Here is a 21,745-nt window from a genome sequence, read left to right as displayed (position 1 = left end):
TGTAATGTATGTGTTTACATGCTATTCAGATCCTATTTTTTTATAGTTTTCCAACCCTTTCAATAACCAATCCCGGTATTCATCACTCGGTGCACTTTGAATGGCACTGTTCAAAAGTTCCAGATCCGAAGAAATAAGCACATAATATGGTTGGGAGGCCGAATTAAAATTAACTGTTTGGAACGTACCCCATTTCTGCCCTATGGTCTGTATGGTCTTTACCCTTCCACTATCATACTTAAAATCGAATTGTTCTTCTAATGGGAGCTCTTTACGATCATCAATGTAGAGTGAAATCAAAACATACTCATCTTTCAACAAAGGATATACTTCCGGGTCACTCCATACATTTTCTTCCATCTTTCGACAGTTTACGCAGGCCCAACCTGTAAAATCCAATAAAATGGGTTTGTTGACCGATTTGGCATGTGCCAACCCCGTTTCAAAATCCTTATAACAATCGATACCCATGGGGCAATCACTTTCTTGTTGAAACACACTATAGAAATCAGGTGGGGGAAAACCGCTCAATAACTTTAGATTGGAAATTTTTGTAACACCCAATATCAAATAGACGGTAACAGCGATACTTAAAAATCCCGTCATTTTTCTACCCAATGATAATTTCTGTTTGGGTCCGTCATGCTTAAATCTGATGACACCGAACAAATAGAGGGTCAACAATACAAAAAGAAGTATCCAAACCCCTAAGAAAATCTCTCTTTTAAAAATGCCCCAGTTGCCTACCAAATCCGCATTGGAAAGGAATTTAAAGGCCAAGGCCAATTCCAAAAACCCAAGTACGACCTTTACGGTGGTCATCCACCCTCCTGATTTCGGAAGGGAATTCAACCAAGCCGGAAACATTGCGAACAATGCGAAGGGTAAGGCCAAAGCTACCCCGAAACCTGTCATTCCAGCAGTCAGGTTATTGGCAACTTCCCCCTCTGCGAGTGTGGTACTCCCTAAAAGTCCGCCAAGAATAGGCCCAGTACAGGAGAAAGAAACAATAGCCAAAGTAACGGCCATAAAGAATATTCCGATTCCCCCACCCACTTTGTTAGAGGCTGCATCCATCTTGTTGGCCCAAGAGCTCGGAAGGGTCAATTCATAATAACCGAAAAATGAAAATGCGAAAAAGACGAATATGATAAAAAAGGCAAGGTTGAGCCAAATATTCGTCGCAATGGTATTCAATATCTGAGAATCGACCGAATCGAAAATATGGAAAGGCAGACTCAAAAGAAAATATATCAGAACAATGAAAAATCCGTATAAAACAGCATTTACAATACCTTTTGATTTATTCTGCGATTGTTTGGTAAAGAAAGATACGGTCAACGGAATCATCGGAAATACGCATGGCGTCAACAACGCTATTAATCCGCCAAGGAATCCCAATCCAAAGACCACCCACAAACTCGATTGGCCTTCGTCCTGATCATTACCTCCTTTTAGTATATCCTTATTCTTAAGGTCTAATTTCAAGGCCTCTCCCATGGCCAGACTTCGTTCATCGACATGCTTTTCAACGGTAACGGCCTCACCACCATCCAACACAAAATTAAAATCCTTATCCACCGCCAAACAGACCTCTTTACACACCTGATAAAAAAGGTTCACATCTATCTGTCGAACATCAGGGTTCAATAACTTTACCCTTTGGGTGAAAATCGCCTGCTTTTTAAAAAATGTTTCATCTACCTCGAAGATATCGCTAAATGCTGTCTCGGTCGGACTTTCTTTGGTTTCCCCGACCAATTCATAATCAATCCCTGCTTTTTCATATGTAAACTCACTCGGCAAAGACCCCCCTTCCGCTGTATGTTGCGAATAAACGTGCCACCCTTTGAAAATATCCCCTTTAATGATCAGATCGAATTCCGTGTCGCTAATCTTGTTTAGCTCATGGGACCAGGATACAGGGTTTTCATCATCCTGTGCATAAAATGCCATACTGGTGAATAGTAAGAATATGAATGCTAAAAATTGTCTCATCAATTCAATATTATTTTTATAATGTTCTTGGTTTTCGGGGTTATCTTAAATCGCTCATCTGGCCGTTTACCTACGACCCAAACAATCTGGTTGTCAGAACACAACAACCACTGATTTTCCTTGGCGAAAACATCCATCTTTTCATCTTTAAAGAATTTGGCCAGTTTTTTACGGCCTTTCATCCCTAACGGGTAAAAATAGTCGCCATTTTGCCACTTTCTTAACACCAACGGATATTTTAACGTTGATTTATCTACATAAAGTATATTCGGGGCTGTTGCAGAAATCATGACACCCTCTTCCAATACAAGACCAATAGGGGTATTGATCTGGGTTATACCCTCATTTATTTCATAGTATGCTTCAGTATCTTGTTGTATTGGACTAAGTAGTAAATCGTCCCTATCCTTGAGTAAGCGATGTGTCTTTGATCTAATTTCCTTTCCACTCATTGCCGAAAGCAACTGCACCACATCGTTCCAAGCGGTAAAACCGTAGACATGGAACAACCCGTACATATAGGCCTTAATAGGATTAAGCGCTATTAAAGATGCTGTTGAAATACGAATAACATCATTCTCTTTCCTAAAAAGTTCTTTTTTCAAGTTGGATAAATGTGTTTCCGAGATATCAACGATTTGTTGCAGATTTTTTTGAGTGGTTTGAAAATTATGTAGAAACGTTGGATGGGTTTCCTTCAAAAGAGGGATAATATCGTGACGGATCTTGTTCCGTAAATATTTTTTCTCCGCATTACTTTGATCCTCGCGCCATTGGATCTTTTCTTGGTCGGCATAAGCTGCTAACTCTGCTCTTGAATAAGGCAGTAGAGGGCGTGAAATCATATCCGTCTTGGCAGGTATGCCACTTAGACCATTAATTCCCGTACCACGGGAGAGGTTAATAATAAAAGTTTCCAGATTATCGTCTGCATGATGGGCGGTCACCAAAGTTTTTAGTCCGTGTTCCGCCAATAAGTCCTTAAACCATGTATAGCGTAATTCCCTTGCGGCCATTTGTACGGAAACCTTATGGTCGTTGACATAAGCTTTTGTGTTGAAATGTTCTACCCATAAGGTCTTATTCAATTCTTTGGCCAACTCCCTAACAAATTGCTCATCTTTATCACTTTCCTGACCCCGTAACTTAAAATTACAATGTGCCAATGAAAAATCAAGTTCATTTTGAGCACATAGATGAGCAAGTACGACACTATCCAACCCTCCACTACAGGCCAATAAAAACCTGTTTTGCAACAGTTCTGGAAAATTATCTTGGATATGTATTCTGAATTGGTTCCGCACCGTACAAATTTACTTAAAGTTGTTGCCGTAACCAACTCTGTATGGAATTGAATACTTCTTTAGAACAAAGGTCATGGTGCAATTCATGAAATCCCTCTTCAAATAATTCCAAAGTGGTATACTCTGGGTTGTTTTTATGGAATTCCTCACTTCCCCTAACATCAATAATGGGATCAGCGGTACCATGGATCAACAGCGTTGGTATTTTCAAAATAGATGCATTATTTATGGCCCATTCCCCCGCATCGATAATTGGAAATGAGAACATGGGACTCACCTTGTCATGTACCAAGGAATCTGCCCGGTATTTTTCCACCTCCTCGGTTTTTCTCGAAATTCCATCGGCATCCAAGCCTGAGGGCATTGTTATTGATGGCCAAATTTTCAATAGGACCTTCCCAAGTACCAATTTCCATTTGGGCGGTGTAAATGCCAACCTGAGATAAGGACTGGAAGCTATAATACCCTTTAAGCTACCTTCATTACGAAGTGCATAGTTCAATACCAGATTACCGCCCATGCTATGACCGTATAGAAATTTGGGTACATTTGGGAATAATTCCGCACTCTTATCCAGCATTTCCCCCAATAGACCTAAAAGTGCCTCATAGCCGGGACAATGACCACGCTTACCTCCAGATTTACCATGACCAAAATTATCATAAAACAAAACGGCCAAACCCAAATCGGTCAACATAGGGACCACTCCACTTAAATAACGACCGGAATGCTCTCCAAAACCGTGTACCAACACCACTACCCCCTTGATGGTTTTAGGGCTAACCGTGCCTGCATGGATAGGAATACCGTATGATTCAGTATTGAAATAATGTACAATCATAGTAAAAACCCGGTAATTAGTTCATCTTTATTCGTTTGAATTCTCCAAAACCTCCCGCATGGCCTTGGCTTTCAATAAACACTCTTCATACTCAGCTTCCGGAAGGGCCTTGGCAGTTAAGGCACTGCCAACAGCATAGGAAACATATTTTTCGGTCTCATTATATAAAATGCTGCGTATGACCACATTAAAATCAAAATCGTTCTCTGGCGTAAAATAACCCACTGCACCACTATAAAGCCCTCTTTTAAATCCTTCCAATTCCTCAATAAGTTTCATTGCGGAAATTTTAGGTGCCCCTGTCATACTTCCCATCGGAAAACTATCTTTTATAATATCTACAGGATTCCGGCTTTCCTCAACTTGGGCAACAACTGTAGACACCATTTGATGCACCTGTTCATAACTATATATCTTACACAACTCCTCAACTTCAACAGAACCTTTCAAAGCACTTTTAGAAAGATCGTTCCGCACAAGATCTACGATCATGATGTTCTCTGCACGTTCCTTGGGGTCATTTTCCAATCTATCCTTTAAGAGGTCATCCTCCATTCGGTTTATTGACCTTTTGGCCGTACCTTTTATGGGTTGTGATATGATCTTGGTACCCTCCTTACGCAAATATCTTTCCGGAGAAGCCGACAATAGGTATTTATCGTTCAATTTTAAAAAAGTGGCATACGGTGCCTTGGATATTGAATTTAATCGTTCGTAAGTACCCAATGGATCAATACACGTATCCTCAGCATAAAATTCTTGGCAAAAATTGGCTTCATAAATATCGCCACGATGTATATGCCGCAACATTTCGTGGGCGCCTTTATAATACTCATCCTTGAAAATGCGCATTCTTATACGAATATACTTCGTAGCTTCAATGGTTTTATAGTCTGACCCTCCTTTTCTGATCAGTTCAAAATCTTCCTCTATTTCATCGGCAACCATATTCAAATAGTTGAACTCAACCTTTTTCCCTGTGATTTTTATAATCTTCTTGGGCTGAAAAAAGAATAGCTCGGGAAAATGAAGTCCGTCTCGATTCTTTGACGAAAGGTTTTCAACATCGTTCTTGAGGTCATAGGTCAAATAACCAAAAATCCAATCCTTGGTTTCCTGTTGATAGGCCTTTAGATCTTCAAAGGCATTAAAAGCATCTGTTTGGATCAAGGTAAGGGCATCGACTGCCAAGATTGCATCGAAAGAGGAATATGTTTTCAAATGCGCATTACTTTCCAACCAAACGGTTTCATAAAACTGTTGTGACCAGCTGATTAAATTGGACCTGAAAGTTGGTTCGTCAGAAACCTCGAACGATTTTAGCGTGCGCAAAATACTATAGATCTAAAAGAAAGTTGTCCAGGATGCTTTTGTGTTCTTTCTTCAAAGCAGCGTTAACAATTCCTGAGTTTTCCTCAAAGTTCGTATTAAATGATGGCAGGCTATAAGAAGCCGTTACTTCCCCTCCTACCCTAGAAAATGCATACTTTACATATTCATGTGCCCCTATAGCGCCTCTCTGCCCAGGCGAAGTTGACATTAGGAATACCTTAGTTTTGTCCAAGTAATTTCGGTTTGATCTGGACAACCAGTCCAATAAATTCTTAAAATATGCTGAAGGGCCCCCATTATGCTCGTTAACGGAAAGTATAAGTGCATCGGCTTTTTCTATTTTCTTCTGGAATTTCACCAATGCTTCTGGGTAACCCAGTTGTTTTTCACGATCCTCACTGTACATAGGGAAAGTTTCACTGGCCATATTCAAAACTTCAATTTCATGCCCTTCGATTAGGGATGTAGTATAACGTACCAACTGAAAATTGATAGAAGAGGCCGAATTGCTTCCTGCGAAAGCTAATAATGACGCCATAATAAATAATAGTAGTTTGTGTCCAACGAAAATACCGTAAAATCGGACACAATGCGAGTATTTTATCGAATTTGCAGCCTGAAACATCCAAATACCTTGTATTTCAAGTATATAGATTAATTTGATTTTGTAATTTTGCGATCTAATTGCTAATTTTTTGTCCTTGGAGAAGAAAACTACCCGACTATATTTCGTAGATGCCATGCGTGCCTGGGCCATTTTAATGATGTTGCAGGGGCATTTTATTGACGGATTATTGGATAACGCCTTTAGGGACAACACCGATATTACCTATACTATTTGGAAATATTTCAGAGGGATTACCGCTCCTGTTTTTTTCACGGTATCAGGATTCATATTTACATATTTACTTATAAAAGTGCCCCAAAAAGGATGGCAAAATCCTAGGGTCCTAAAAGGAATCAAAAGAGGTTTACAACTTCTTTTTATTGGTTATTTGCTTAGGGCCAATCTTTTTGGATTACTGCAAGGGGAAATATACGATGCCTTTTTTCTAGTGGACGTTCTTCATTGTATAGGACTTTCAATATTGGGAATCGTAGGGATCTACCTTCTGGCCCACCGAATGAACAAGGCCTTACTATCAGTCTTCTTGGTAAGCGTAACCCTCTTATTGTTCTTATTTGAACCCATTTATGATAGTTGGACATTTGGATTTTTACCGCAAGCCTTGGCTAATTTCCTGACCAAGGATAACGGCTCTGTGTTTACCATCATCCCATGGTTTGGTTATACAACCTTCGGAGCGTTCCTATCAGTTATGTTCACAAAATATAAGGATCATAAGTTTTTATATGAATATGCTATCAGTTTGTCGCTATTGGCAGGCTTGACATTGATTTTCCTTTCTTCGGATTTCTTTTTAGGACTTACCGATATAACCGGGATAACCCTATTTACGGATATTGCGAACAATAACTACCTTTTTATTCGCTTGGGCGATGTATTTATGGTCTTTGCCGTGTTTATGCTTTTTAGAAGATTAATGACCAACGCTACACTTTTAAAAATAGGGCAAAGCACACTATCCATCTACATTATCCATTTCATAATCCTATATGGAAGTTTCACAGGGTTGGGACTTTATAGGTTCTTTAACCATCAATTGACTCCCGCATTGGCCATTTCAGGTGCCATCACATTTATGGTCGTATGTTCTTTTACCGCGTTATTGTATGAAAGCAAGAAGGCGATCATAAAAGCAGGTCTTAGGCGTATGCTAAAATCTTTATATGGATATCTACTTCCTTGGTATACGTTTACACAAAGACTTATAAAACTTTATCTATTTAAACTGCTTCGATCTTTCAGGGTTCTAAAAGGCTAATGATCTTATTTTACATCAAGAATTGGCATCTATAAGATCCAATTCTTCCTGTGTAAACTGTAATTGCTCCAATGCCCCTACATTTTCTTTAAGCTGATTGGTAGAACTTGCACCTATCAGTACCGAACTTACACTTGGTCTACCCAAAAGCCAAGCAATCGCCATTTGCGACAATTTCTGTCCTCTTTTATCGGCAATTTTAGCAAGGTTCTTGATTTTCGTCAAGTTTTGCTCAACATCCGTAGTATCTAAATATGTAAAGTCCCTCGCAGCCCTGGAATCCTTGGGAATACCATTAACATACTTATTGGTAAGCATTCCTTGCGCCAAAGGGGAAAAGGTAATACAACCTACACCATTATCCTCTAACGTTTCCAAAAGTCCGTCTTCTACCCATCTATCAAAAATAGAATAGCGAGCTTGGTGTAAAATAAAGGGCACTTTCAATTCTTTCAAAAGCTTACTGGCCTCAGCGGTCTCTTTAGGTTGGTAGTTGGAAATTCCAACATAAAGTGCCTTTCCTTGGCGTACGATATCCGAAAGGGCGATCATAGTTTCTTCCAATGGTGTATCTGGATCTGGCCTATGATGGTAAAAAACATCAACATAGTCCAACCCCATCCGTTTAAGGCTTTGGTCCAAACTTGAGATCAAATATTTTCTGGAACCGAAATTCCCATAAGGGCCAGGCCACATATCGTAACCAGCCTTTGAAGCAATGAAAAGCTCATCGCGATAAGGCTTGAAATCCTTTTTGAAAATCTGTCCGAAATTCTCCTCGGCCGAACCATAAGGTGGCCCGTAGTTATTGGCAAGATCAAAATGTGTAATTCCCAAATCAAAGGCACACCTTAAAATTTCACGTGCATTTTCCGTACTATCGACAAAACCAAAATTATGCCACAAACCAAGGGAAAGAGCAGGCAATAGAACACCGCTTTTTCCACATCGATTGTATTTCATGGTTTCATATCTACCCGTTGCAGGACGATATTCCTTTACCCCTGTTTTATCATTGATTTCCATCATCACATTTTGTAATTATCGCCTTCGATGTACAACCTATGGTACAAATTAGCTATTATAGAATCTAGTAAATAAATTAACGGACCTAATTACACATGCAAGGCCCTATCGTCGGTAGCCGCCAATGCAGCTTCCTTTACCGCCTCTGAATATGTAGGGTGTGCATGGCTCATCCTGGCAATATCCTCGGCAGACGCTCGGAATTCCATAGCGGTTACTGCCTCGCTGATCAAATCGGCACAACGCGCCCCGATCATATGAACCCCAAGTACTTCATCCGTACTGGCATCGGCAAGTATCTTCACGAAACCATCAACATCCATACTAGCACGTGCACGCCCTAAGGCACGCATAGGAAATTGCCCCACTTTGTATGCGATACCGGCCTCTATAAGTTCTTCTTCCGTTTTACCAACTGCAGCAACTTCTGGCCAAGTGTAAACCACTCCTGGAATCAGATTATAATCGATATGGGGTTTTTGACCCGCAAGAACTTCCGCTACCAAGGTACCCTCTTCTTCAGCCTTATGGGCCAACATAGCGCCACGGATTACATCACCGATGGCATAAATATTCGGAACATTGGTCTGTAAGTGATCATTAACAGCAATCTTACCCCGATCATCCATTTGAACACCTGCGGCTTCAACGTTCAACCCATCAGTATAGGGGCGACGACCAACGGATACCAAACAATAATCGCCTGTAAAGGTCACTTCCTTACCTTTTTTATCATCAGCCTTAACGATCACCTCTTTACCTTTGCGCTCAACCGATTTTACTTTATGTGAGAGATTGAATTTCACCTTTTGCTTTTTCATCGATTTCATCAATTCTTTCGATAAACCGGCATCCATTGTTGGAATAATTCGATCCATATATTCAATAACCGTAACCTCGGAACCAAGACGTTTATACACCTGTCCCAATTCCAAACCAATAACGCCACCGCCGATGACGATCATGTGTTTGGGAATCTCCTTAAGCTCCAAAGCTTCGGTAGATGTGATAACACGTTCTTTATCTAAAGTGATAAAGGGCAATGTTGAAGGTTTGGACCCCGTTGCGATTATGGTATTTTTGGCAGCAATGGTTTCTTCTTTACCATCATTTTTCAATATATTGACATGGGTAGCATCTTTAAAACTACCTACACCCTCATAAACATCTATCTTATTTTTATCCATCAAAAATTGGATTCCTTTAGTGGTCATATCAACAACACCCTGTTTACGGGAAATCATTTGTTTTAAATTGACTTTGACCTCGCCAGGAATATCAATTCCGTGTTCCTGAAAATGTTTTACGGCATCCTCGTAATGGTGTGATGAGTCTAGCAATGCTTTTGAAGGAATACACCCAACATTTAGGCAAGTACCGCCCAGTGTGCTGTATTTTTCAATAATCGCCGTTTTCATTCCAAGTTGGGCGCAACGAATTGCAGCTACATATCCGCCAGGTCCAGAGCCGATTACGGCCACATCATATTCAGTCATAATAGTTTTTGATTTTTTTATGTACTAACAAAATTAGCACTATTTTCCGATTTTATAATGGTATTCTCGTGGTATGCTTAACCTCATTGATCACAAAAGAGCTCTGTGTGCTACCTATATGGTTCAAAGCGGTGAGTTTCGTCACCATAAAATCGCGGTACGCTTCCATATCACGAACATATATCTTTAGGATATAATCATAATCCCCGCTCGTATGGTAACATTCTACGACCTCTTGTAATTGCTGCACCTCTTTTTCAAACTGCAAAACATAGGCCTTGGCGTGCTGGGTCAATTTCACATGGCAAAGTACCACAAAGGCTTTGTTGACCTTTTTCTTATCGACTAAAGCCACATAATTTTTAATGACTCCGGTTTTTTCGAGTCTTTTTATGCGCTCATAAACCGCTGTTACAGAAAGATTTAATTTATTGGCATACTCCTTTGTTGTCTTTTTACTGTTCTCTTGCAGCAAACCAAGTAACTTAATGTCCACTTCATCAAATTTCATTTGGAATGATTTTCTTTAGATGTACAAACTTTTTACAATTTACATTTATTTTATCTACCATAAGTTTAATTAATAGTTTTTTTATCTAAGTTTTTCAATTGATGTTGAATTAAAAACAATTTCAATGTAATTTTAATGTATAAAAATCAATCAAATGGAAAGCAAAACTTCGGATAATTTACAGGACTTACAATATTTTGGAGAATACGGAGGCGTTAATCCGTCTATCTCAGATTCATCAACCTATACCTTTTTATCGGCAAAAAAGATGTTCGATACTTTTGAAGGTAATACCGAAGGTTGTTATCTCTATACCAGACACTCATCACCAAGCAACCTATATTTAGGCGAGGCCCTGGCAGCTATGGAAGGTACTGAAGCGGCCAATGTAACGGCTAGTGGTATGGGGGCGATTACCGCAGTGATCATGCAATTGTGCAATACAGATGACCATGTGGTAAGTAGTAGAACCATTTATGGGGGTACTTATGCTTTTATGAAGAACTTCTTGAAAAAATTCAATATCGGAACTTCCTTTGTAGACATAACGAACTTAGAAGTTGTTGAAAAAGCCATTACCCCTAAAACGAAAATGATCTATTGCGAAGCGGTAAGTAATCCGCTTTTGGAAATAGCGGATATTAAGGCATTGTCCCAACTGGCCAAAAAACATGGGATACCTTTGGTGGTCGACAATACCTTCTCACCACTTACCATTACCCCGGCCAGATTAGGGGCCGATATCGTCATCCATAGTCTTACGAAATTCATTAATGGCTCAAGTGATTGTGTTGCCGGCGTTATTTGTGGCACAAAGGAATTTTGCCTTTCGTTGAAAGATGTTCACAGCGGAGCGGGCATGCTACTGGGCAGCACTTTGGATAGCCTTAGGGCTGCATCCATCCTTAAAAACATGCGAACGCTACATATTCGTGTGAAAAAACACAGCGAGAACACCCAATATTTGGCCGAGAATTTTGAAAAAGACGGACTCCGAGTAGTATACCCAGGTTTAAAGTCGCACAAAGACCATGAAAAATTGAAAAGTTTCATGAACAAGGAATTTGGTTATGGCGGACTAATGACCATAGATATGGGGTCATTGGAAAAGGCCAACGCCCTGATGGAAATGATGCAGGAACGAAAATTAGGTTATCTGGCGGTGAGTTTAGGGTTCTACAAGACACTTTTCAGCGCCCCGGGGACTTCTACCTCCTCAGAAATTCCGTTAGAAGAACAAAAAGAAATGGGATTGTCCAGCGGATTGGTACGTTTTTCCATCGGTTTGGATAATGACATACATAGAACCTATAGGGTAATGAGGGAATGTATGGTTGCATTGGATATCCTTAAATCGGATACCACCATGGTATAGGCTCTTTTGTGTTTGGGTTTGCAGAAAAGTTCACAAAATCGTAATATTACTGTCAAACCAAAAATACACTTATGACCGAAACCAATCCCGATGAGCTTAGACAAGAAGAACATATCGTAGATAACAAAGAACTTAGCATTTGGGAGGCCCTAATTCCAGTTGTTGCCTTAGTGGGCATGCTTGCTTATAATGTATTTGTTTTCGGGGATGAGGCCATAGGGGGATCCAATCAGTTTATTCTTTTACTTGGTGGTGCTGTGGCTGCCATTGTGGGTTTTTGGAATAAAATAAGCTACACCCAAATGTTGGCCGAGGTTGCTGAAAACATCAAATCGACCACTGGGGCCATTCTTATATTATTATTGGTCGGTTCTTTGGCAGGTACTTGGTTGATAAGTGGTATCATTCCTGCAATGATCTATTACGGATTACAAATATTGAATCCCACTATTTTTCTTGCGGCATGCGTTGTGATCTGTGCCATCATATCCATTGCAACTGGAAGTAGCTGGACAACATCTGCTACCGTAGGTATTGCGCTCATAGGCATAGGTGAAGCATTGGGAATCTCATTGGGAATGACCGCAGGGGCCGTACTCTCGGGAGCCTACTTCGGTGACAAGATGTCCCCTTTAAGTGATACCACCAATTTAGCACCCGCAATGGCCGGTGGTGATCTGTTCGACCATATTAAATATATGTTCCTGACCACCGTACCAACGATTATAGTTACGCTGTTGGTTTTTATAATTCTTGGGTTCACTCTAGAAACAACAGGTTCTGCCGATACGGCTGCGATTATGGGTGATATAGATGCAACATTCAACATCAATGGTTGGCTCTTCATTGTTCCCGTTGCGGTTATTTTCTTGATCATAAAAAAAACCCCTCCTTTGGCCGCGCTTTTGATCGGCACTTTATTGGGCGCACTGTTCGCGCTTATTTTTCAACCTGATATTGTTGCCGGACTTACAAATTCCAAACAACTGACTTTTGAATCAGGCTACAAAGGGGTTATGAAAGCCATAACCGTTAAAACCAGTGTTGCGACAGATAATGCCGCATTGAACGATTTATTTACCGGCAAAGGTATGGAAGGCATGCTGGGTACCATTTGGCTAATAATCTGTGCCATGTTCTTTGGAGGAATCATGGATGGTATCGGTGCCTTATCAAGGATTACCAAATCCTTATTACAAATGGCCAAATCCACTTTTGGATTATTCGCCAGTACCGTAGGTAGCTGCCTTGCCCTTAATATTACAGCTTCTGACCAATACCTGGCCATTGTTGTTCCTGGTAAAATGTTTTCAAAAGCCTATGCGGACAGGGGCCTTTCCCCTGAAAACTTAAGTAGGACCCTGGAGGATTCCGGTACCGTAACTTCTGTATTGATTCCTTGGAATACCTGCGGTGCCTACCACAGTGGTGTTTTAGGGGTTAGTGTAGGCGAATATTTCCTCTATGCCATTTTCAATTGGCTTAGCCCTATAATGACCTTGATTTTCGCCGCTTTTCAAATCAAAATAAAGCAATTGGCCAAGGTGTATTGATTTTATCCAAAAAAACTTAAAATAATCAATTGCCATCTCTTCAATAAAGGGATGGCAATTTTGTTGTTTAGGCAAAATAAGAAGTTCAAATTTTTGTGATTCTTAGAAATTGTCCGTTTTCAACTTTGGTATTTACTATAGTTATATACCCATCGATTTTACTAATTATCATAATTAGAAATAAAGTAACCGTGTGCTAATTTTGCATCAGAATTATTAAACAATTAAAGAAGATTATATATGGCTTTTGTAGGGAAAAAATTTCCAGATTTAGATGTAAACGCAATGAATGAAATGGGCGATACTTTCAAACTGAATGTATTGGAAGAAGCTCAAAAGAACAATAAGAAGGTATTGCTTTTTTGGTACCCAAAAGATTTCACCTTTGTATGTCCGACCGAATTATTGGCGTTCCAAGAATCGTTAAAGAAATTTGAAGATAGGAACACTGTGGTTATTGGTGCATCTTGTGATACGGCCGAAGTACATTTTGCCTGGTTGAATACAGCAAGGGACAATGGTGGTATCGAGGGTGTAACTTACCCCCTATTGGCAGACAGCAACAGAAACCTTGCTTCTACTTTGGGAATCTTGGATATTACCAATGAGCAATACAATGAGGAAACCGGGGTAGTAACTGTTGACGGTGACAATGTTACCTATAGGGCTACTTATTTGATCGATGAGGAAGGAACCGTTTTCCATGAAGGAATCAACCATATGCCATTAGGTAGAAATGTAAATGAGTATTTACGTTTGATCGATGCTTATACGCATGTACAGGAAAAAGGTGAGGTTTGCCCTGCGAACTGGGAAGAAGGGAAAGATGCCATGACCGCTGACAGAAAAGGGGTTTCAGAATATTTGGCTACACATTCAAACTAAATCAACAGCAAAAAAAACAATCACAATGGCCTGTATTAAGCAGGCCATTGTCTCAATGAATTTCATATCATAAAACTATAAAGGCATGCTTTTAGAATTGGAAAATGATAATTTGAATGAAATTATCGCAGAAAATAAAAATGTCGTGGTTCAATACTCCGCTACATGGTGTGGCAATTGCAGAATCATGAAGCCAAAGTTTAAAAAAGAATCTACTGTAAACGAAGACATTACTTTTATAATGGCCGATGCGGAAAAATTCCCAGAGTCAAGGAAATTGGCCAAAGTTGATAACCTACCCACTTTTGCGACCTTCGTAAACGGGGAATTGAAAAATCAGGTTCAGACGAATAAGTATGATGTCCTAAAAGATTTGATCAGTGAAGTTACCAGTAATTAAACATCTTACCGGTTTTATAGAAGAGAACGATGAAGATTACATCATCGAGACCCTTGAGACCTTGGAAGCTCTTACCGAAGTACCTTCATTGAAAGATGAGGAACTCGATGTAATAGGCGAGATCATCTCAAATATGTATGGTGCGCTTGAGGTGAACAAGGCGGTGAAGGAAGGTAAAGATAAGAAAGAGGCCTTGAACGAGTTTATGAAACGCGTTGTTGGATCTATAGACAAATAGTCAAATAAAATTGCTTTGAAAAAGAAAAGGAGTCCGGTACCCAATGGGGAACGGACTTTTTTTATTTGATATTCATTCCATATCAGGTATATATTTTTTATTTTCACGGTTCATTTTAAAACACAAAATTATGGCTACCGTAACACTAAAAGGAAACGAAATACATACTATTGGCAATTTACCATCAGTTGGCAGTCCTGCCCCTGATTTTAAATTGACCCTCACCGATCTTTCTACCCGTTCTTTATCCGAATATGAAGGAAGGAAATTGGTTTTAAATATTTTTCCAAGCATCGATACAGGTACTTGCGCCGCATCGGTACGTCAGTTTAACCAAGAAGCTGCCGAGTTGGACAACACCATTGTTCTCTGTATCTCTAAAGATTTACCATTTGCCCAAACCCGTTTTTGTGGGGCCGAAGGCATTGAAAATGTGGTAATGTTATCAGATTACAAGGATGGTAACTTTGGAAAAACCTATAGCCTGGAGTTTACCGATGGTCCTTTACAAGGTCTCTTATCGCGATCAGTCGTGGTAATCGATGAAAAAGGCAATGTCGTGTATACCGAACAAGTTGCCGAAACGGTAGATGAGCCTAATTATAAGGCCGCCTTGGAAGCATTGATGGATGCCTAAGGAGTCTTTTCTTAAAAATAGAATCCGCAGTGTGGGTTTTGCCCTAAAGGGAGCTTTTCTTTTGATCAAAACCGAAGCGAGTATTAAAATCCAGGTATTCATTGCCTTGATAGTAACCGCTGGCGGATTCTATTTTGATATTTCCGCAACGGAATGGATACTTCAGATTTTTGCGATTTCACTGGTATTAGGTATAGAAGGACTCAATACTGCGGTTGAAAAGTTATCTGATTTTGTACATCCTGAGTTCGATGACAAAATCGGTTTCATCAAAGATATTTCAGCCGGCGCAGTGATGTTTGTCTCCATTGGGGCAAGCATCATCGGGTTAATCATCTATCTTCCAAAAATTTTTTAAAAAACAATCCTTGCTTTGGCTTAGGTTGTAAATTTGTATTTTTACCCCAAGAATTGATCTGTTAATGGCAAAAAAAGGTAGAAAGTCAAAGCCCAAGACCCCCAAAAAGGGCGTATCTTTAAAATTATCCAAACAAAATAAAATCATATTGGGAAGCCTTTTAATGCTTTTCAGTATCGCCTTGTTCTTTTCGTTCGTCTCGTTTTATTTTACATGGCAAGACGATCAAAGCCTATTGACCGAATTTGCCAATCGCAATGAAGAGGCCAAAAACCTTTTGAACAAATTCGGTGCGAGCGTAAGTCACTGGTTCATGTACAAGGGCTTTGGATTGGCATCCTTGATATTTCCTTTTCTATTGGGTTATACAGGTTTGTATATGTTTCTTAGCCTTACGGGAAAAGCATTACTCAAAAAATGGATTTGGGGATTGGTATTTGTAATCTGGATATCGATAACGCTAGGTTTCTTTGCTGTTGAAAGGCCGCTATTAGGAGGTCTTGTAGGCTATGAAATGAATGATTTTCTTCAAGATTACACGGGCAAAATCGGTGTTTTTCTGCTTTTGCTATTCGGTTTGATTTTCATTTTGGTACGATTGTTCAATTTCACCCCCGAGGACCTTATAGGTTATTTTAAATCTAAAAAAGAATCCATCAGTTCAGAATTCAAAAGCAAGAAAACGGTTTCCGACGATTCGATTATTCTCGAAAAGGAGGATGACGCTCCCGTAATTATAGACACCTACACCCATAAAAAAGATATTCCACCGTTAGAAAAAGAACCTGTGATCGACGATTTTGAGGTCAACATACCAACGGAAGAAACCGAAGATGAGGAAGTCCTCGCCATGGAAGTGGAAAAAATTGTTGAGGAACAGGAAGAAACCGATATTCTCGCGAATAAATTAGTGGACGATTTCGGGGAATTTGACCCTACTTTGGAATTGGGTAATTATAAATTCCCTACAATAGACTTATTGGAACAGCATGGTGCTGCTGGCGGCATTACCATTAACCAAGAAGAGCTGGAAGAAAACAAAAATAAAATCGTCGAGACCCTTAAGAACTATAAAATAGGAATCGCCCAGATAAAAGCGACCATTGGCCCCACCGTAACACTTTATGAGATTGTACCCGAAGCAGGAGTGCGTATTTCAAAAATAAAAAACCTAGAGGACGATATCGCCTTATCCCTAGCTGCGTTGGGCATTCGGATTATTGCCCCTATCCCAGGCAAGGGAACCATAGGAATAGAAGTGCCGAATAAAAACGCCACGGTAGTTTCCATGCGTTCGGTCATTGCTTCAAGCAAATTCCAAAAAGCGGAAATGCAATTACCCATCGCTTTTGGTAAAACCATTAGCAACGAGACCTTTGTGGTCGATTTGGCAAAAATGCCCCATATGCTCATGGCAGGTGCTACAGGCCAAGGTAAATCAGTAGGATTGAATGCGGTTATAACCTCCCTTCTGTACAAAAAGCATCCGGCAGAGGTCAAATTTATTTTAGTAGATCCCAAAAAAGTTGAGCTTACACTTTACAATAAAATAGAGCGCCATTTTCTGGCCAAGCTCCCTGATTCCGAAGAAGCCATCATTACGGACAACAACAAGGTTATCAACACATTGAATTCCCTTTGTATTGAAATGGACAATAGATATGAACTATTGAAATTGGCCATGGTTCGTAACATTAAGGAATATAACGCGAAGTTCAAGGCACGTAAACTGAATCCCAATGACGGACATAAGTTTTTACCCTATATCGTATTGGTCATTGATGAGTTCGCCGATTTGATCATGACCGCAGGGAAGGAGGTGGAAACCCCTATCGCACGTTTGGCACAATTGGCCAGGGCAATCGGTATCCATTTGATCATTGCCACACAAAGACCTTCAGTGAATGTGATCACAGGTATCATAAAAGCGAATTTCCCGGCGCGTATTGCCTTTAGGGTAACATCAAAAATAGATTCCAGAACCATCTTGGATGCCCAAGGTGCCGATCAATTAATCGGTCGTGGGGATATGTTGTTTACCCAAGGAAATGAAGTTACCAGATTACAATGTGCTTTTGTAGACACTCCGGAAGTTGAAAAAATAACGGCTTATATTGGATCCCAACGTGCATATCCTGAAGCCCATGAGCTACCTGAATATGTTGGAGAAGATTCTGGCACAAGTATTGATTATGAAATAAGCGAAAGGGATGCGATGTTCAGGGAGGCTGCCGAAGTAATTGTTATCGCCCAACAAGGATCGGCCTCATTATTGCAGCGAAAACTGAAGTTGGGATACAACCGAGCAGGGCGAATCATTGACCAGTTAGAATCTGCCGGAATCGTAGGTCCTTTTGAAGGTAGTAAGGCCAGACAGGTTTTGGTGCCCGATATTATTGCATTAGATCAATTATTGAATAACGAGTCAAAATAAATTTTAATGAAAAAGATATTTTTAATTGCAGTTACTTTTTTAACCCTAAGTGTTTCAAATGCCCAAAATTCAGAAAAGGCGAAAGCCTTATTGGATGACGTATACAATAAAGTTCAAGGGTATGACAATATTTTCGTAGACTTTAAATATGTCCTAAATAACAAAGAAGCAGGCATCAATGACGAGACCAGGGGCAATGTTACCATGCAAGGCGATAAATATCTCGCTAATTTCTTTGGTGCACAGCAATTGTTCGATGGTAGCAAGGTCTATACCATAGTTCCTGAAAATGAGGAAGTGACCATTGAGGACAAATCAAACGATGAAGACACCGTGACCCCTTCCAAAATGTTGACATTCTACAGGGAAGGACACACCTATAAATGGGACATATTACAAAACGTACAAGGAAAGAAAATACAGTTCATTAAACTGACCCCGATTGACACAAATACCGAAATAAAATCCATTTTACTAGGTATTGATGCCGAGACCAAACACATATATAAAGTAATAGAAACGGGGAAGAACGGTACAATGACTACCATTACTGTTAATTCTTTTAAAACGAACCAAACTTTGTCGAAAACCTTATTTACTTTTGATGAGAACAAGTACAAAGATGAAGGTTACTACATTATTCGAAACTAATGTTGGTTTAAATCCTGAATGATATTTCAAATAGCTAGCTTATTTTCGATTGCCTTTTAAAACCCATGAAAGACAAAACAAATGATTATTTTTGGGTCATTATTCGGCACAAATCAAAATTGGGGCAATTTGTAGGTTTTATTTAAATTAACATTATCACATTGAGAATACTAGACCGGTATATTTTATCGAGATTCCTATTTAACTTTTTCAGCTCGTTTGTTATATTGATGTTCATCTTCATATTCCAAACGATTTGGCTTTTTATAGATGACTTGGCCGGTAAAGGACTGGATATCATAATAATAGGCAAGTTCTTATTTTATTTGATGCCCAACCTGACCGAGAAGGTTTTACCCCTTACGGTTCTTTTATCCTCCATATTGACTTTTGGCACCCTCGCTGAAAATTATGAATTCGCGGCCATGAAAGCTTCCGGGATTTCATTACAGAGGGCCATGCTCAGCTTAATCGTTTTCATTGTCTTTTTGGGTGGGATCACCTTTTATTTCGCCAATAGTGTTATACCGGCTTCAGAACAAAAGATATATAACCTTAGAAGGAACATCGCAAAGGTAAAGCCTGCTGTTGCAATCGTAGAAGGGGTCTTCAGTGACTTTGAAGGGGCCGATATGAATATAAAGGTTGATAGAAAATATGGTGAGAACGATCGTTTTCTAGAAAATGTAACCATACACTTAAAAACGAAGACCAAGGTAAACTCTACCGTAATCAAGGCTAAAACCGGTGAACTGAAAAGTAGCGAATCTTCCGATATACTTCAACTGGTACTCTACGATGGCCATTATTACCGTGATTTGGAAAAAAGTACGACCAAAGGCAAGAATAAATACCCATTTGCCAACGCGAATTTTGACACCTATACCATGAATATCGACCTGTCTGAATTCAATAATGTTGATATGGAGGAAGAACGGGATGTAAGTACTGAAAAAATGAAAAATGTTTCCCGTCTAACAAAAGATATTGATTCATTAAAAAAGGACAACCTAAGGATCGTGGGGGCCTTTTCCAAAAATATTCAAACAAGGGTCGGGGCATTTGCAGGTTTCCGTAAAGACTCTTTAAAACCTATTACTAAGGAAGAGATTGAAGAAAAATACAGCAAAGTCAAAAAAATAAAGAAAGACACTATTGCCAAAGATAGTATTAGATCAATTGCAGATATAATAAACCTATACCCTGATTGGCAAAAAATTCAGCTGATGTCAGCTGCCAAAACCAATTCCTCCAATTTATTGACCTCTATTCAAGGAAAGAAAAACGAACTCAGTAAACGCTACGAGATCTACAATAGGCATATTCTCTCATTACATAAAAAGTTTGCCTTGGCCCTATCCTGTGTCATTCTATTTTTTGTTGGTGCTCCTTTAGGCGCCATTATACGTAAAGGAGGTATAGGCCTACCCATGGTAATTGCCATTATATTATTTCTTACCTACTATTTCATTGGTGTGTTTGCAGAGAATTATGCCAAGAAAAACGAAATACACCCCATAATCGGGGCATGGTTATCTACAATGATAATGTTACCTTTGAGCATTGTTTTGACAAAACGGGCAACGGCCGATAGAGGATTGATGAATTTAGATGGATTTGTTGAGTTTTTTCAAAAATTATTTAAAAAGAAATAGAAAAAATCAATTGCGACATGATGGTTGAAACGAAGAACAACATACAATTAAATACGATTGAAGAAGCAATCGAATCTATACAAAAAGGAGAGGTCATTATTGTAGTTGACGATGAAAATCGTGAAAATGAAGGGGATTTTATTGCAGCAGCCGAAAAAGTAACTCCGGAAATGATCAACTTTATGGCCCAACATGGTCGTGGTTTGATCTGTGCTCCCTTGACCGAAGATCGTTGTAAGGAATTAGATCTGAATATGATGGTTCAACACAATACCGTATTGCACCAAACCCCATTTACCGTTTCGGTAGATTTGATAGGGCACGGCTGTACTACGGGGATATCTGTGCATGATCGTTCCAAAACCATCTTATCCTTAGTAGATAAATCAACAAAACCCCATGATTTAGGGCGTCCCGGTCACATTTTCCCATTAAAAGCAAGGAATGGTGGTGTACTAAGAAGAACAGGCCATACCGAAGCAGCAATAGACCTAGCACGATTGGCGGGTGCCGAACCAGCAGGTATTTTGGTGGAAATCTTGAACGAAGACGGTACCATGGCCAGATTGCCACAATTGGTGAAGGTGGCCAAAAAGTTCGATTTAAAAATCATATCTATCGAAGACCTCGTTGCGTATCGGATGGAGCACGATAGTTTGATAGAAAAGAAAGAAGATTTTGAAATCAACACCCGTTTTGGCAAATTTAGGCTACGTGCTTACCAACAGACCACGAACAATCAAATACATATAGCATTGACCAAGGGAAGTTGGGACGAAGGCGAACCTATTTTGACCCGTATCAATGCCACATTGGTCAACAATGATATTTTAGGAACCTTGACCACCAATCCGGATACGAAGTTACAGCAGATGTTCGAGGCTATCAGCGATGCCGATAATGCCGCATTTGTCTTCATTAACCAAGAATCACAATCATTGAACCTTTTGAACCGTTTGTCCGAGTTGAAAAAACTACAGGAAAACGGTGTCTATGAAGCCCCGAAAATTGAAATGGATTCCAGGGATTTCGGTGTTGGTGCCCAAATATTGCACGACCTTAAAATATCCAAAATCAAATTATTGACCAACACCCAACAAACCAAACGAGTTGGTATTGTAGGTTATGGTCTTGAAATCGTGGAGTACGTTAAATACTAAAATCA

General features: G+C 39.7%; 20 protein-coding genes. 12 read left to right on the top strand and 8 right to left on the bottom strand.

The features are described 5' to 3' along the window. Positions 1 to 21: 21 nt before the first annotated feature. The 5 genes from GJ691_RS11810 to GJ691_RS11790 are packed head-to-tail and all read right to left on the bottom strand — an operon-like array spanning position 22 to position 6,013. Positions 22 to 1,998, bottom strand: a complete 1,977-nt coding sequence (locus GJ691_RS11810) for a protein-disulfide reductase DsbD family protein (protein WP_154367103.1) — start codon at positions 1,996 to 1,998, stop codon at positions 22 to 24. Continuing rightward, positions 1,998 to 3,302, bottom strand: a complete 1,305-nt coding sequence (gene tilS / locus GJ691_RS11805) for a tRNA lysidine(34) synthetase TilS (protein WP_179955110.1) — start codon at positions 3,300 to 3,302, stop codon at positions 1,998 to 2,000. The genes GJ691_RS11810 and tilS overlap by 1 nt, the downstream gene beginning before the upstream one ends. A 13-nt stretch (positions 3,303 to 3,315) precedes the next feature. Further along, a complete protein-coding gene (locus GJ691_RS11800) occupies positions 3,316 to 4,143 on the bottom strand; it encodes an alpha/beta hydrolase (RefSeq protein ID WP_154367101.1) in 828 nt (275 codons plus the stop codon). Between the two features lie 27 nt (positions 4,144 to 4,170). Next, positions 4,171 to 5,475 carry an anthranilate synthase component I family protein gene (locus GJ691_RS11795; protein ID WP_154367099.1) on the bottom strand — a complete coding sequence of 435 codons (1,305 nt, stop codon included), beginning with the start codon at positions 5,473 to 5,475 and terminating at the stop codon, positions 4,171 to 4,173. Positions 5,476 to 5,479: 4 nt separating this feature from the next. Continuing rightward, complete coding sequence (locus GJ691_RS11790) at positions 5,480 to 6,013, bottom strand: NADPH-dependent FMN reductase (RefSeq protein ID WP_154367097.1); 534 nt, start codon at positions 6,011 to 6,013, stop codon at positions 5,480 to 5,482. 163 nt (positions 6,014 to 6,176) lie between these two features. On the opposite strand from GJ691_RS11790, the gene GJ691_RS11785 reads away from it, so the two are divergent. Continuing rightward, the gene (locus GJ691_RS11785; protein ID WP_154367095.1) at positions 6,177 to 7,361 is read left to right on the top strand and encodes a heparan-alpha-glucosaminide N-acetyltransferase domain-containing protein; all 1,185 of its coding nucleotides are present in this window, start codon (positions 6,177 to 6,179) and stop codon (positions 7,359 to 7,361) included. Positions 7,362 to 7,376: 15 nt separating this feature from the next. Here GJ691_RS11785 and mgrA read toward each other — a convergent pair whose 3' ends face one another. The 3 genes from mgrA to GJ691_RS11770 all read right to left on the bottom strand — a co-directional run bounded on the left by mgrA (position 7,377) and on the right by GJ691_RS11770 (position 10,394). Then, on the bottom strand, positions 7,377 to 8,387 hold the full coding sequence (gene mgrA, locus GJ691_RS11780; RefSeq protein ID WP_154367280.1) for an L-glyceraldehyde 3-phosphate reductase: 1,011 nt from the start codon (positions 8,385 to 8,387) through the stop codon (positions 7,377 to 7,379). A gap of 89 nt (positions 8,388 to 8,476) precedes the next feature. Next, positions 8,477 to 9,883, bottom strand: a complete 1,407-nt coding sequence (lpdA, locus tag GJ691_RS11775; RefSeq protein ID WP_154367093.1) for a dihydrolipoyl dehydrogenase — start codon at positions 9,881 to 9,883, stop codon at positions 8,477 to 8,479. A 52-nt stretch (positions 9,884 to 9,935) separates the two neighbouring features. Continuing rightward, positions 9,936 to 10,394, bottom strand: coding sequence for an Lrp/AsnC family transcriptional regulator (locus GJ691_RS11770; protein WP_154367091.1), 459 nt, complete (start codon positions 10,392 to 10,394; stop codon positions 9,936 to 9,938). Between the two features lie 154 nt (positions 10,395 to 10,548). Between GJ691_RS11770 and GJ691_RS11765 the strand changes: the two genes are divergently transcribed. From GJ691_RS11765 to ribB, 11 genes are all read left to right on the top strand, one after another. Then, complete coding sequence (locus GJ691_RS11765) at positions 10,549 to 11,769, top strand: aminotransferase class I/II-fold pyridoxal phosphate-dependent enzyme (protein WP_154367089.1); 1,221 nt, start codon at positions 10,549 to 10,551, stop codon at positions 11,767 to 11,769. A gap of 71 nt (positions 11,770 to 11,840) precedes the next feature. Further along, positions 11,841 to 13,322 carry a Na+/H+ antiporter NhaC gene (gene nhaC, locus GJ691_RS11760; RefSeq protein ID WP_154367087.1) on the top strand — a complete coding sequence of 494 codons (1,482 nt, stop codon included), beginning with the start codon at positions 11,841 to 11,843 and terminating at the stop codon, positions 13,320 to 13,322. A 240-nt stretch (positions 13,323 to 13,562) separates the two neighbouring features. Beyond that, complete coding sequence (locus GJ691_RS11755) at positions 13,563 to 14,207, top strand: peroxiredoxin (RefSeq protein ID WP_154367085.1); 645 nt, start codon at positions 13,563 to 13,565, stop codon at positions 14,205 to 14,207. A gap of 85 nt (positions 14,208 to 14,292) precedes the next feature. Further along, positions 14,293 to 14,607, top strand: a complete 315-nt coding sequence (locus GJ691_RS11750; protein WP_154367083.1) for a thioredoxin family protein — start codon at positions 14,293 to 14,295, stop codon at positions 14,605 to 14,607. Continuing rightward, on the top strand, positions 14,588 to 14,845 hold the full coding sequence (locus GJ691_RS11745) for a DUF6952 family protein (protein WP_179955109.1): 258 nt from the start codon (positions 14,588 to 14,590) through the stop codon (positions 14,843 to 14,845). Before GJ691_RS11750 ends, GJ691_RS11745 begins: the two co-directional genes overlap by 20 nt. 130 nt (positions 14,846 to 14,975) lie before the next feature. Beyond that, positions 14,976 to 15,482 carry a thiol peroxidase gene (tpx, locus tag GJ691_RS11740; RefSeq protein WP_154367081.1) on the top strand — a complete coding sequence of 169 codons (507 nt, stop codon included), beginning with the start codon at positions 14,976 to 14,978 and terminating at the stop codon, positions 15,480 to 15,482. Then, positions 15,475 to 15,840, top strand: coding sequence for a diacylglycerol kinase (locus GJ691_RS11735; RefSeq protein WP_154367078.1), 366 nt, complete (start codon positions 15,475 to 15,477; stop codon positions 15,838 to 15,840). The genes tpx and GJ691_RS11735 overlap by 8 nt, the downstream gene beginning before the upstream one ends. Positions 15,841 to 15,904: 64 nt before the next feature. Then, on the top strand, positions 15,905 to 18,274 hold the full coding sequence (locus tag GJ691_RS11730) for an FtsK/SpoIIIE family DNA translocase (RefSeq protein WP_154367076.1): 2,370 nt from the start codon (positions 15,905 to 15,907) through the stop codon (positions 18,272 to 18,274). Positions 18,275 to 18,280: 6 nt separating this feature from the next. Further along, positions 18,281 to 18,925 (top strand): outer membrane lipoprotein periplasmic chaperone LolA1, encoded by a 645-nt coding sequence (lolA1, locus tag GJ691_RS11725; RefSeq protein ID WP_154367074.1) that lies wholly within the window; start codon positions 18,281 to 18,283, stop codon positions 18,923 to 18,925. Between the two features lie 182 nt (positions 18,926 to 19,107). Beyond that, a complete protein-coding gene (locus GJ691_RS11720; RefSeq protein WP_282056101.1) occupies positions 19,108 to 20,580 on the top strand; it encodes an LptF/LptG family permease in 1,473 nt (490 codons plus the stop codon). 17 nt (positions 20,581 to 20,597) lie between these two features. After that, positions 20,598 to 21,740, top strand: coding sequence for a 3,4-dihydroxy-2-butanone-4-phosphate synthase (ribB, locus tag GJ691_RS11715; protein WP_154367069.1), 1,143 nt, complete (start codon positions 20,598 to 20,600; stop codon positions 21,738 to 21,740). Positions 21,741 to 21,745: the final 5 nt, after the last annotated feature.

The organism is Maribacter luteus (assembly GCF_009674825.1).
Lineage (GTDB): Bacteria > Bacteroidota > Bacteroidia > Flavobacteriales > Flavobacteriaceae > Maribacter_A > Maribacter_A luteus.
The sequence above is the reverse complement of the archived record's forward strand: the minus strand, read 5'-3'. Positions and strand labels throughout refer to the sequence as shown.